Source organism: Pseudoalteromonas umbrosa, assembly GCF_030125375.1.
GTDB lineage: Bacteria > Pseudomonadota > Gammaproteobacteria > Enterobacterales > Alteromonadaceae > Pseudoalteromonas > Pseudoalteromonas umbrosa.
Window position 1 is genome coordinate 51,244 of the sequence record NZ_JASJUU010000002.1, and the last position, 13,222, is coordinate 64,465.

The 13,222-nt window shown below is 42.1% G+C and carries 12 protein-coding genes; 9 read left to right on the forward strand and 3 right to left on the reverse strand.

Features of this window, described 5'->3' with window-relative positions; all coding sequences use genetic code 11:
* Window positions 1-137 precede the first annotated feature (137 nt).
* The 6 genes from QNM16_RS07430 (at window position 138) to QNM16_RS07455 (ending at window position 7,592) form a co-directional block, all read left to right on the forward strand.
* Complete coding sequence (locus tag QNM16_RS07430) at window positions 138-1,346, forward strand: DUF642 domain-containing protein (RefSeq protein ID WP_284019925.1); 1,209 nt, start codon at window positions 138-140, stop codon at window positions 1,344-1,346.
* A gap of 270 nt (window positions 1,347-1,616) precedes the next feature.
* Window positions 1,617-3,053 (forward strand): peptide MFS transporter, encoded by a 1,437-nt coding sequence (locus QNM16_RS07435; protein ID WP_284019926.1) that lies wholly within the window; start codon window positions 1,617-1,619, stop codon window positions 3,051-3,053.
* A 431-nt stretch (window positions 3,054-3,484) separates the two neighbouring features.
* Window positions 3,485-4,531 (forward strand): 4-hydroxyphenylpyruvate dioxygenase, encoded by a 1,047-nt coding sequence (hppD, locus tag QNM16_RS07440; RefSeq protein WP_284019927.1) that lies wholly within the window; start codon window positions 3,485-3,487, stop codon window positions 4,529-4,531.
* 133 nt (window positions 4,532-4,664) lie between these two features.
* Window positions 4,665-5,978, forward strand: coding sequence for a fumarylacetoacetase (gene fahA / locus QNM16_RS07445; RefSeq protein ID WP_284019928.1), 1,314 nt, complete (start codon window positions 4,665-4,667; stop codon window positions 5,976-5,978).
* A 122-nt stretch (window positions 5,979-6,100) separates the two neighbouring features.
* Window positions 6,101-7,216 (forward strand): M23 family metallopeptidase, encoded by a 1,116-nt coding sequence (locus QNM16_RS07450; protein WP_284019929.1) that lies wholly within the window; start codon window positions 6,101-6,103, stop codon window positions 7,214-7,216.
* On the forward strand, window positions 7,206-7,592 hold the full coding sequence (locus QNM16_RS07455) for a bactofilin family protein (RefSeq protein ID WP_063361778.1): 387 nt from the start codon (window positions 7,206-7,208) through the stop codon (window positions 7,590-7,592). The genes QNM16_RS07450 and QNM16_RS07455 overlap by 11 nt, the downstream gene beginning before the upstream one ends.
* On the opposite strand, the gene QNM16_RS07460 is transcribed toward QNM16_RS07455, so the two are convergent.
* The gene (locus QNM16_RS07460) at window positions 7,589-8,056 is read right to left on the reverse strand and encodes a hotdog fold domain-containing protein (RefSeq protein ID WP_284019930.1); all 468 of its coding nucleotides are present in this window, start codon (window positions 8,054-8,056) and stop codon (window positions 7,589-7,591) included. The genes QNM16_RS07455 and QNM16_RS07460 overlap by 4 nt on opposite strands.
* A gap of 296 nt (window positions 8,057-8,352) precedes the next feature.
* Here QNM16_RS07460 and QNM16_RS07465 point away from each other — a divergent pair, with 296 nt between their 5' ends.
* The 3 genes from QNM16_RS07465 (at window position 8,353) to QNM16_RS07475 (ending at window position 10,889) form a co-directional block, all read left to right on the forward strand.
* Complete coding sequence (locus tag QNM16_RS07465; RefSeq protein ID WP_284019931.1) at window positions 8,353-9,531, forward strand: multidrug effflux MFS transporter; 1,179 nt, start codon at window positions 8,353-8,355, stop codon at window positions 9,529-9,531.
* A gap of 252 nt (window positions 9,532-9,783) precedes the next feature.
* Complete coding sequence (locus QNM16_RS07470; protein ID WP_284019932.1) at window positions 9,784-10,422, forward strand: LysE family translocator; 639 nt, start codon at window positions 9,784-9,786, stop codon at window positions 10,420-10,422.
* Window positions 10,423-10,430: 8 nt separating this feature from the next.
* Window positions 10,431-10,889: a methylglyoxal synthase gene (locus QNM16_RS07475; protein ID WP_284019933.1), complete on the forward strand. Its 459-nt coding sequence runs from the start codon at window positions 10,431-10,433 to the stop codon at window positions 10,887-10,889.
* Here the strand turns inward: QNM16_RS07475 and yegD are convergent.
* A complete protein-coding gene (gene yegD / locus QNM16_RS07480) occupies window positions 10,886-12,247 on the reverse strand; it encodes a molecular chaperone (protein ID WP_284019934.1) in 1,362 nt (453 codons plus the stop codon). The two genes, QNM16_RS07475 and yegD, sit on opposite strands and share 4 nt — an antisense overlap.
* Window positions 12,248-12,321: 74 nt before the next feature.
* On the reverse strand, window positions 12,322-13,164 hold the full coding sequence (locus tag QNM16_RS07485) for a DNA ligase (RefSeq protein ID WP_284019935.1): 843 nt from the start codon (window positions 13,162-13,164) through the stop codon (window positions 12,322-12,324).
* Between the last annotated feature and the right edge of the window lie 58 nt (window positions 13,165-13,222).

The following is a 13,222-nucleotide window of genomic DNA, read 5'->3' on the forward strand; positions in this document are numbered from 1 at the left end:
GAATAATAAATTCCAGTCATTTTTTGTATTTTAATTGACCTCAGCACTCAAAACTAGGAAAATAAGATTAGACAAAGGCATTTTAATTTAACATTTTACTAACAACGGATGTTATGTAATCAAGTTGGGAGTAATATATGAAGCTATCCACGTCATCTGTATTATTAGTTACTGCATTGACAGCAAGCCAGAATGTTCTGGCAGAGAATAATCTAATTGCCAATGGTTCATTTGAACAATCAGGAAATATCTCAGGGACTTGGAAACTCTTCGATAACCTTTCAGGCTGGCAGCGCACAGGTGCACGCTTTGAAATTCAAACCGATAGACTCGGCCTAATCACACCGCAAGATGGCTCGCAGTATTTAGAGCTAGACTCAACCAGCAACTACACTGCATATCAGAACATTGCTACCGAAGCTGGTAAACGTTATGTGGTCAGTTTTTATTACTCTCCGAGAGTGCGCAACAACACCCAAACAAACCAAGCAACAGTTACCTGGAACGGTCAAATTATCGCGAACCTTAATGGTGCTAACCGTGGTTGGCAGCACGTGACAGTCACTGTAACAGCAGACAGCGCTCAGAGCACACTCGCGTTTTCAGGTAGCGGCACATCAGATTCATACGGTGCCTTGTTAGACAATGTATCTGTGACAGCAGATTGCGTCACTGGTTTATTTGGCATCAATAACTATGGTAGTGCGGGCGATGGTTATATCTTCAATTTCAATTTAGACACCATGACTTACAGTAAAGTTTCTGGCGTGTCTCATACCGCGTCAAATATCGCGAGTAAAGATGGCGTGCTGTATTTCATGGAACAAAATGACAGTCAAACCAAGGCCTCTACATTATGGTCACTTGATTTAGATGGTAATGTTGAGACAGCGGTGGCCAATGCGACATCATGGCCGATTTACCGCTCTGCAGTCAGTGATGACGGTATACACCTGCGTGCTACAAGTAAAACTTACATGTATGACTACAATTTGCAGACTGGTGAAAAAACTGTATTAGGTAAGCTGAAATACGCTGGTGATGAATTTAGTCATGGCGATATCGCTTACTCAGCTGACAACAACACGCTATACGTATTAACCGGTAAAGCACTATATACGTTAGATACAGCAGACATGAGCCTCACCAAGATTGGAGAGCATGGCGTGAATTGGGCGTCTGGCCTTGCCATTTCAGACACTGGCACCCTGTACGTGTCGGGTCGTCAAAGTGGCCAGAATGCAAAAATCTACTCGCTTAACCCAAATACAGCAGTCGCGACAGAGCTGATGGAAGGCCCTGAGCATATTAACGACCTAACTTTTGTCGATAATTATTGCCGTTAATAATTATTAATCTTAAAAACCAGCCTCTTGGCTGGTTTTTTTATGCCACATCGTCTCTAAACCTGTCTGGTAAGGCTTCCCCATAGCCACCTTGCTGGGTATACTGACGCGTTTTTCGTGAATAGTTAGTCAATACTGACTTCGCACGTAGATCTTTTGGGAACTGGCCTCCCAATTAATAACAGACAAATTCACACTTATATAAGTATGAATTTATCGATGATATAAAGGCCATACAACACACATGTGATAAATCTGGAAGTAATAAATATGAATTCAATACCTAATCGAGGTGAGTTTTTAGGCCACCCTAAGGGCCTATTCTTACTATTCGGCACGGAAATGTGGGAGCGATTTGGCTACTACGGCATGCGTGCAATTTTAGTACTTTATCTAGTAGCTCAGGTACAAAGTGGCGGTTTTGGCTGGACTAATGCTGACGCACTTAGCTTATACGGCACCTTTACCATGGCCGTATACTTAACTCCGCTATTTGGCGGCTGGCTAGCAGATAACGTACTGGGACAGCGCAAAGCCATCATCATTGGTGGTATTTTAATGGCAGCAGGTCATTTCATTATGGGCATCCCTCACAGTGTGGTCGCAGGCCAAGAAGAAAATGTCTTCTATATTGGACTAACACTACTGTGTATCGGTAACGGTTTATTCAAGCCAAATATCTCTACAATGGTGGGCGATTTATATGAAGAAGGTGACAAGCGTCGTGATGGCGCATTTACCATCTTCTACATGGGAATTAACTTAGGTGGCGCATTAGGTCCACTGGTCGCAGGCTATGTTGCATCTGAAATAAACTGGCAAGCTGGTTTTGTCGCTGCAGGTATTGGCATGGTGATTTCTGTTGTCATGCAAATGCTACTAAGTCAAAAGTACTTGGGTGATATTGGCGTCGTACCAGCCGCGAAGTTATCACAGCAGCAGTCAGAATCTGGCACAAAAGAGCCATTAACTAAAGTTGAAAAAGACCGTATTCGCGTCATTTTCACGATGTCTGTATTTAGCATTATTTTTTGGATGGGCTTTGAACAAGCCGGTGGATTGATGAACCTATTCGCCAATGATTATACAGATCGCATGCTGATGGGCTTTGAAATTCCAGCTTCTTGGTTCCAATCTTTAAACTCCATTTTCATCATCATCTTTGCGCCTATTGTCGCCATGATATGGTTAAAGCTCGATAAGCGAGAGCCAAACTCTCCGGTGAAATTTGCAATTGGCCTAGTTTTCTTAGCACTTGGCTTCTTAACTATGATGCTGGCACTAATGACCGAAGGCGCAGCAGCCGGAGGTACTTTGCAGATCAGTATGATGTGGTTAGTACTATTTTATTTGTTCCACACCCTAGGTGAGCTTTGCCTGTCTCCAATTGGCTTATCAATGGTGAGTAAACTGGCACCACTTCGTCTTGCATCACTGCTTATGGGTATTTGGTTCCTATGTACGGCAGTCGCAAATAAAATTGCCGGCTTTGTCGGTTCGTTCATTGGCGAAGGCCAAGAAGCGATGGGGAACGCAATGGGTATCTTTATTGGTTTAGGTGCAACAGCACTCATATCTGCGCTGGCGATGTACTTGCTAAGTAACAAGCTAGTTGACTGGATGCATGGTGCTGAGGGTGACAATGAGCCCCACACCCAAGCTCACTATCTTGAAAAAGAGCTCGAAGTGACTGGCGAAAGACAGTAACACATAAATAAAATTTACGAAAAAGCCGCACTTTTCAGCGCGGCTTTTTCATATCTCAACCTAAAAATGTACAAAATAATTTACAGCACACCCTTTATTTACCTGTTTGATTCACATCGCGTATATCACTGCAGACTTATTGAACAATCATATCAAAAACACAAAAACCAAATAAAATCAACACCTTAAAATTATACTTCTTTCTAAAATTAGCGAATTAACAACCTAATTTTCAGTTTAATTACAGCTTTTCAATCTAAAAAAATTGTCTGTTTTCATTTTGTCTTAAAACGGCACCAAATGTGCAATCAAATTTACAAAACAGCCATGAGTGAATTGGTGTTTAAACCTTTCACTTTAGGTCATTTTGATTAATTATCCACTGCATAAATTACAACAAGCAATCCAGTGCTTAATGCAGGAGAATGACAATGAGTGAAGTAAATAATCCTCTTGGCCTTGTAGGTATCGAATTTACTGAATACGCAACCCCAGACGCAGATTACATGGACAAAATCTTTACTGATTTTGGTTTCTCTAAACTTAAAAAGTTTAAAGGTAAAGACATCGTTCATTATAACCAGAACGAAATCCATTTCCTTCTAAACAACGAGCGTGGCGGTTTCTCTGCCGAGTTTGCTAAGTCACACGGTCCAGCTATTTGTTCAATGGGCTGGCGTGTAGAAGATGCACAAAAAGCGTTTGACATTGCTGTAGAGCGTGGTGCAAAACCAGCGACTGATTCTGCAAACAAAGACCTACCGTACCCTGCTATTTACGGTATCGGTGACAGCCTTATTTACTTCATCGATGTATTCGGTGACAAAGGCTCTATCTTTGAAAATGATTTTGAAGACCTAGAAGAGCAAAACATTGTTGAAGATAAAGGTTTCATTCGCATTGACCACCTAACTAACAATGTTTACAAAGGCACAATGGAAACATGGGCAAACTTCTATAAAGGCGTATTTGGCTTTGAAGAAGTGCGTTATTTCGACATCAAAGGTCAGAAGACAGCTCTACTTTCTTACGCACTTAAGTCACCTTGTGGTACTTTCTCGATTCCAATCAATGAAGGTAAAGATGACAACAACAACCAGATCGATGAGTACCTAGACGAGTACAATGGTCCGGGCGTACAGCACCTTGCATTCTTAACGAACGACCTTGTTGGCTCTCTAGATAAGCTAGACAAAACAAACATCGCGACTTTAGATATTGTTGATCACTACTATGATACAATTTTCGACCGTGTTCCTTGGGTTGCTGAAGATAAGCAAAAGATCAAAGATCACCAGATCCTAGTAGATAGCCAGAGCGAAAACTGCTACCTACTTCAAATCTTCACGAAAAACCTATTCGGTCCTATCTTCATCGAGATGATCCAACGTGTTGACGACGGTGGCTTTGGTGAAGGTAACTTCCAGGCTCTATTTGAGTCAATTGAACGTGACCAAGAGCGTCGTGGTGTGATTTAATTATCCACCAGTAAAGACAAATTAAAAAGCAGCTTTTCTAAGCTGCTTTTGCTATTTAAACTTGGCCATATTCTGGCGAAAGCACAAATAAAAATGCATAGTCATATGCAGCTTGTAGAAAAAAGGAAAGACCATGTCTTTTATCAATGAAACACACGATATTAATTTAAAAAGCTGGGTTGCAAGTGCAAACCAGGCAGGTAACGATTTCCCAATTCAAAACTTACCGTTTGCTTCATTTCGTCGCAAAGGCAGCAATGAAGAGTTCCGTGGCGGCGTAGCCATTGGTGATCAGGTATTAGACCTAGCAGCCGTTGCTGCTGCAAACATCTTTGACGGTGTAGCACAAGAAGCCGTTGAAGCTGCAAATGCACAAGCACTAAACGAATTCATGGGTCTAGGTAAAGCACATTGGTCAGGCTTACGTTTAGCACTTTCTCGTGCATTACGCGAAGGCTCTGAGCATCAAAGTGCCCTTGAAAGTGCACTTGTAGCGCAAGATGACGTAGAATATGCACTTCCGTGTCACATCGGTGACTACACTGATTTCTATACATCAATCTATCACGCAACTGCAGTAGGTAGCTTGTTCCGCCCTGACAACCCACTTCTGCCTAACTACAAGTGGGTACCAATCGGCTACCATGGCCGTGCTTCATCAATTGATGTATCAGGTCAGACTTTCCCGCGTCCTAAAGGTCAAACTAAGGCACCAGATGCAGACGCGCCGTCATTCGGCCCTTGTAAACGTCTAGATTACGAATTAGAGCTAGGTATTTACCTTGGTAAAGGCAATGAACTAGGTGAAGCAATTGCGATTGAAGATGCAGAAGACCACGTATTCGGTTTCTGTCTATTTAATGACTGGTCAGCACGTGACCTACAAGCATGGGAATATCAACCTTTAGGTCCATTCCTTGCGAAAAACTTTGCATCAACAGTATCACCATGGATTGTAACAACAGAAGCGTTAGCACCATACCGTACTGCGTGGCACCGTGACGAAAACGACCCACAACCGATGAGCTACCTAGAGTCTGCACAAAACCGTGAGACAGGTTCATTTGATATTCAAATGGACGTACTTATCGAAACAGATAAGATGCGCAGCGAAAATGCCGCACCAAGCAAAGTATCTGAGTCAAGCTTCAAACACAGCTACTGGACAGTTGCACAAATGGTTACGCACCACACAGTCAATGGCTGTAACTTCTTACCAGGTGATATGCTAGGTTCAGGCACACAGTCAGGTCCTGAACATGAAGAAGCAGGTTCATTACTTGAACTGTCTCGCGGCGGTAAAGAATCGATCACTTTAAGCAATGGCGAAGAGCGTAAATTCCTTGAAGACGGTGACAAGGTAATTATGCGCGGCTGGTGTGAAGCAGACGGCTTCAACCGCATCGGCTTCGGCTCAGTAGAAGGCACAGTACTTCCTGCAAAATAATTGAATAAAATAATTTCATTCAAATCAAAGGCGTGCATAAACACGCCTTTTTTTTATGATTTTATACTGGCTTTTTGTATAAAAATTGTTAGAGTTAGGCGTTATCTAAATTTTTAAGTGTTATGTTAAGCGTTATCAAAAGCCTAGTTTTAAAGCTGTTTCAACCCAAACAAGTCATGCTACGTCAAAATGGCGAAGTTATCTTATTGGCAATACCAGCTTGGGTTCAAATCACCATTGTAATATGCCTAATCACAACTTTGGCATGGCTTGGCTTTACAACCTCACAATATTTCATACAAAAAACGCATTTACTTGCGCTGTCCGATGAAGTTTCAAGCAAAGAAGCTGCTTTTATTAGTAAGCAGGCTGCACTTGAGACACAACTAGCACAACAGCAAACGCGCATAGCGCAGCTCGATGCACAGCATGCAGTATTAAATGAGCTTATGGCTTCGCTCCCCAATACGCTGACTGAAGGTGAGGTGAGTGAAACAGGCCCGCTCCCATCAGAATCTCATGAAAATAGCGATGTGAATGCCGAATCATTAGAACTTCACGAAGAACATACGGAATCATTTCATCATCATGCGACAGAACTAAACGACGCACAAAGCCAGCTACTTAACCAATTGCACAATTTGATCGCACGCAGAAATCAAGTTTTACTCGCGGGCATGCAAGAAGCGGGCATCAAAGCAAACACGTCAAATGAAGCGCAAGGTGGTCCTTATCACCAAGTTCAAAGTGATCAATTGCCTCAAGCGTATCTCAACGCTATTGACAGTTCTGTACAATTGAACCAGCTAGAGCGCTTAGTGCAAAAGTTGCCAGCAAGTATGCCGGTTAAAGAAGACAAATATTATATTTCTAGTGCATTTGGCTATCGAAAAGATCCAATTAACGGTCGCCGTGCCTACCACAAAGGCGTCGATTTAGCTGGGTGGCACAAAACAGAAATCATCGCACCCGCAGATGGTAAAGTTATCAGAGCCGGAAAATATGGCGGTTATGGCAAATTTATTGAAATTCAACATGTCAATGGGATCACGACACGTTATGGGCATTTGCATACTATTAAAGTAAAAAAAGGCCAACAAGTTAAGCAATCTGATGTAATTGCATTAATGGGCAGCACAGGAAGAAGTACCAGTACACACTTGCACTACGAAGTATTACAGGATAAAAAGCATATTAACCCTGTTAAACTTGCAAGAGTACTCGAACGTGTTCAATAAATTAAAAAATAATAAATCCTCAGCGCTCTACGTCGCCATGATCTCTCCTAACACCAAAGTCATTGGTGACATTCACTGCGAAGGTGAAATTCAAATTGATGGCATTGTTTCTGGCAACCTTGATGTCGAGCACTTAGTAATTGGTGAGCAAGGGACAATTGAGGGTAATATTAAAGCCACACAAGTTCATGTGAAAGGCACTGTCAACGGCTGTATCACTGCACAACAAGTCCGCTTAGAACCTTCAGCTAAAGTGCATGGCGATATAATTCACGATACCTTGAGCATTGAAGCTGGGGCGCATATTGAAGGTCAACTTACGCACAAAACAGACCTTTCAAATGTCACCCCGATTGAAAAGCAAGAACAGGCCTAGTTTCTCGCTGTTATATACATTGTCACATCGGCGTGAAACACTTTCACGCCCTCAGCATTAAACACTTCAACTGGAACGATTAAATCTTCTTTATCTTGCCACTGATGTGGTAAAGGGATCACCGCTTCAGCTTTTAGATCACTATCAGCTTTTTTCAGATATTGTACTGTCATACCTTTGGGGATCCATCTATGGGAGTTCACAGGAACTGTTGCGTCAGTGACGACCCCAGCACACAGCTCTGCCAAATTGCACTGGGCAATGGCATGCACTGTACCAATATGGTTATGCACCGCACGACGATTAGGCATTTGCGCACAAATTCTACCACTACTTAAATGAGTGATTTTAGGTTTAATGGTCGAAAAGTATGGCGCTCTCTTACATACCGCTTTACTAAATAACCAGTTTCCAAAAGGTAGCCAAAGAAATTTTTTATAAGTGTTTAACAGTGAACTTGCCATAAACTATCCTGCCTTTTTGGTTAAACCTAACACATCAGACCAGTTAACTCTAGTGTTATTCATATATAAAAAAGTGCATTTATCTACACCCACCAAGTAAGTTAAAAACATCAGTTAATAAAAAAAGTACAACAAAGTTTCTGAACTCAAATAAAATAAAGCACTGTTTTTAATGATTACTATTCATTCATAATTCTTATAAAACTCTTTCGATTAATAAAATATTATTGTATTACGGCGATTTGTCCTGTCTTTTTTTTCTGCGCGCAATACAATAGCGTCGAAAAGGAGACAGCATGCAACACCACACCAGTAAATCACTTATTTTCATCCTCGCCCTGTTGGTTATATTTTGCCCGCTTGGTATTGATTTATACTTACCCGCCTTTGTCGATATGCAAAATGCACTAGCAGTAAGCGAAGCTAAAATTCAACAAACTGTCAGTATTTATATGCTTGCCGTGGGACTCGGACAATTAATTGCTGGGCCATTAGCAGATAAATATGGTCGTAAACCAATAGCCCTCTCTGGTGTAAGCCTGTTTATGATTGGTGCCGCGCTGGCCACAGTTGTGGATACATGGGAATCAGTGATGTTTGCTCGGGTACTGCAAGGTCTTGGCGCATGTGCCACTTTTGTCAGTGCTTTTGCCGTAGTGCGAGATAGCTTTGGTAATAAAGGTAGTGGCCAGATGATCACATATTTAAATGGCATTGTCTGCTTTATTCCTGCACTAGCACCTATTTTAGGTGCATGGCTAACTGTTGAGTTTGGCTGGCGCAGTAATTTTGCGTTTTTATTTGTCTTTGCGGTATTTGGCCTAATTTTACTATTTTTCATTTTTAAAGAAACGAAACCTGAGGACTCTATTTACAACGGTCATATCCTCGATTTTCGCCGATTTGGCTCTATGTTCAGCAGCCCCAAATTTATGTTTAACGCATCAATTACCATGGTGTGTATGTCGGCAATGCTCGTGTTTGTAGTCGGTGCACCTGGGTGGATAATGTCTCATTTAAATCTCCCTATGGCGGACTTTACTTTCTGGTTCGCCCTGAACGCATTTATCAGCATCGTATCCAGTTTTGTAGCACCGCAGTTTATTAAACGTCATAGTCGTCGCGCTTTACAATTTGGGCTCACTTTATTTTGCAGTGCAGGTGCTATCATCCTCATGCTGCCGCAAATAACAGCCGCTTATTATATGCTGCCAATGTATCTAGCTTCGATAGGGTTTGCTTTTACCATTGGTGCCGCGGCAGGCAATGCGCTAGCAGAGTTTCCAAAACAAGCTGGTACCGCTTCCGCATTAATAGGCCTGATGCAAATGAGTGGTGCTGGACTCTTAGCTGTATTAACTCAACCGTTGGGACTGACTGCACCATTGCAATTAGCGCTACACCTGTGCATGGGATTGCCTTTTTTAATGCTGTTGTTCTCAAAACATCGTCAAGCGTTACATAGTGCAAATTAACGTGACACTTTTTGCTATGTAGTCGTAAAACTGTCACATCTGCTCGGCATACTGTATCTAATAGCTGCACAGGCTGTTGTTGAGAAGGCACTAGACTTCTTTTTTAGCATTTATTTATATTGAATCAAGATCCCCCAACCTTGTTATGCGGGTTCATATGACCCGCATAGTTTTAAAAAAACGCAATAAAGCATTTTCAACCAGTTCCCAAGTGATTAAACTGACATCCAACTGTATTACATTTACTCTATTATGCTGAATCCTGAATTTTTGATTTCATTTTTATTTGCAAGCTTCATTATTGCTATCGCTCCAGGGCCTTCAAATGCATTTTTGATGGCACAAACTTTTACCCATGGTAAAACAGCTGGAATGCAAAGTGCTTTGGGCTTTGCGCTCGGTGGCGTGGTCCACACCATTTTTGCCGTCGTTGGCTTGTCTGCTATTTTAAAAGCGTCTGAAACGGCCTACACAGCAGTCCAGTACCTCGGTGCCGGATATCTCGCTTATCTCGGGATAATGACCTTTAAAGCGACCTTATCTGACACCAACGACGAACAATCTGAGGATGATAATAGTACACCGAGCAAATCAAGTAAGAACGTGACTTTTCAGGCAATGATGACCGAAGTACTTAACCCTAAAGTTGCGCTTTTTTTCATCGCCTTTATACCTCAATTTGTTGATACCAGTTTAGATACATCCACGACAGTTCAATTAGCGCTATTTGGTCTACTCTACCCCATATTGGCTTTTCCTGTTGATTGTGTATATGTCTATGGTGGAGATAAAATTGCTGGCTACTTTAGAAGTCATCCACAAGCGCCTATATGGATAGATAGAATATCTGCAGCCATTTTTATTGCATTGGCAGTTAACCTATTGTTGTAAGGAATCTTATGAAATACACACAAGCTAATATTCCTGCGACCAAGCGCATTGCTTTAGTTGCCCACGATGGCAAAAAATCAAGTATGGCTAATTGGTGCAAAACGCATAGAACCATTTTAGCCAAGCATATTTTGAGTGCGACGGGCACCACAGGCGCACTGATAACGTCACAAGCAGAGCTAGAAGTAACACAGTTAATGAGCGGGCCAATGGGTGGAGATCAACAAATAGGGGCCAAAATTGCCGAGCAACAAATTGATATGTTGATATTCTTTTGGGACCCTTTGTCATCTCAGCCCCATGATCCTGATGTTAAAGCACTATTGAGACTGGCCGCAGTTTGGAATATTCCAGTAGCGTGTAATGAAGCCAGCGCAGATATGCTGCTGACTTCGACTTTGATGAATACTGAGCTGCCTAGAACACAGCCCGATTATTCAGAGTATATTTCAAACCGTATTCGCTAACGATAAATACGTTCGGCCCACTTTGTTAACCCAGCGGTGACACTACCAAAATTGTCACCATTTAACATTGGAATATCGCCCAACTTTGCTTGCAATGCACTTTTCAACAATGGCGATTGTGCACTACCTCCGGTCAAATAAATGGCATTAGGCTTAGTGCCTGCATCTGAAATCGCTTGCTCGGCTAGTGCAACAACCTGTTGCAAGCTCGACTCAACAGACTCAGTTAATTGCGTCAGATTAAGGCTTTGAACCAAATCATTTTCAATAAATGATAAATCAACTTGATGCGCACTATCATCGCTCAATGCAATTTTCGCAAGTTCGGCCTGCCTAACAAATTGATGTGTCATCTTGTTTTCTTGGATCACTTGCAAGCGCTTTAGCTTTTCAGGCTCACAGACATCACGCAGCATGGTATTAAGCTCACGGCCAAATGCGCTACTGTAAAAATCACTTTGCAATTGAATATCATTAATTTTGCATGCTTGCCAAAAAGCTTGCTTTGGTAAAGGCAAGCCAGATTTAAATTGTCCACCTAAACCACACACAGGCATTAATTTATGAAACGCCAAAGCAATATCTAAATCGTTGCCACCAATTCGCTTTCCCGTATGAGCCAAGAAGTGAGCACTTCTATCTTCACAATTTCGATAGCTTGGGCCCATTTGTACAAATGAGCAATCACTTGTACCACCACCAATATCAACTACGAGCACTTTTTGATCCTGTTGCAGCTCCGACTCGAAATCAATACCTGCAGCTAGCGGTTCATAGAGAAACTCCACATCGGTGAAACCCGCACGTTTCGCTGCTGTGGTTAAAATAGATATCGCTTGTCGGTTACTATCTTCTCCACCGACCGCTTGGAAATTAACCGGACGACCAATCACCGTTTGCGTAAGCGTTGAACCTAAGTATTTCTCGGCTCGCATTTTCAACGCCATAATCATGGCTGTGGCAATATCTTCAAAAAATGCAATTTGCTCAGGCTTGAGCCCTATTGCGCCAAAAAATGACTTGGGCGATTTAACAAAATAGCCCTCTTCTGGCATAGAGATGTATTCTTCAATCGCTTCTTGGCCAACAAAAACACCACTTTCTTGCGGCATCAGATCTAAATCGCTACGAGCAAACTGTGCGCTTTTCAATATGCCACTTCTCTGCGCTCTGTACTGGGGCTGGGCACTCTCCTGAATGCCTTTTGCAACATATTCAGAAATAAGCGAGTTATGTAGTGCATATAAAGTAGAAGGAAGGTAATACTTAGAGTTTTCCAAAGGGATCAACTCGACTGCGCCTGCACGCATAACACCCATTGCACAATTTGAGCTACCATAATCAAACCCAACGACCATTTTTACCTCGCATCCGCTCGCAAAAAAGGACGAAATTTACCATAGCTCAGATCGATTTTAAAGGATATCCCTCCTTACAAAGCGTCGCGCACTCGCAAAAAGCTCGCGAATCTCGGTTTGCCGTATTTGGTAAACCCTTGGTATTGAAATGTAATTGTACTTCCTATGGCTGGCGGAGAGACACGTTGCTCGTCAGTAAATCCCGTCCCGATGTTAAATATGACCCCTTCCATCGTTTTAACCCGGATTGCGCCCATCATTCCCTGATACTTACCTCTTCCTGGCAAATGTGCGATAACAACCGCTTCAGCATCAAACTTAGGCTTGTATTTAAGTACTTGAGCAGTTCTGCCCCCCTGATGGGTAGCAGCCTTTTCATGTAGCATTACCCCCTCACCACCACGCAACAAAACTTGCGTATAAAATTCATCTAACTGAGCTTTATTAGTAAAATGGTGCTGAGGAATAGGCTTAACATGAATACTATGTAAGCCATTAACGATACCTTGGTATTTCTCAAAGCGTTGCTCAAATGTCAGTAGTGGATCTGGAGCATCAAAAATAAGATAATGAACTTGCTGCCAATTCTCATGATCAGGTACTTTTCTGCGCACCAAACTACTAACAAACGCAAAGTTGTTATACCCTGCCCATAGTTCGCCATCCAACCAACGATTAGGTAATACCGCCGTAAACCATTTTGGAGCGTGAATAATATGCCCTGTTCGGGTTTTAAGCAGCTTGCCATCCCAAACTGCACGTACACCATCATACTTTTCACTTACCAAGTAATCGCTGACGGGTTTTCGTTGCTCATATACTTTTGCGAGTTGAACATCAGGTGCAATATTAGAAAAAGAAGTGGGGCTGGCGCAAATAACTAGGGCTGTACACAGCCAAAAAAAGACGTGTTTCATGCTACTTTCCTTTGCAGATAAAAACAGACAATAATAGCCATCACAACTAAAACACCTT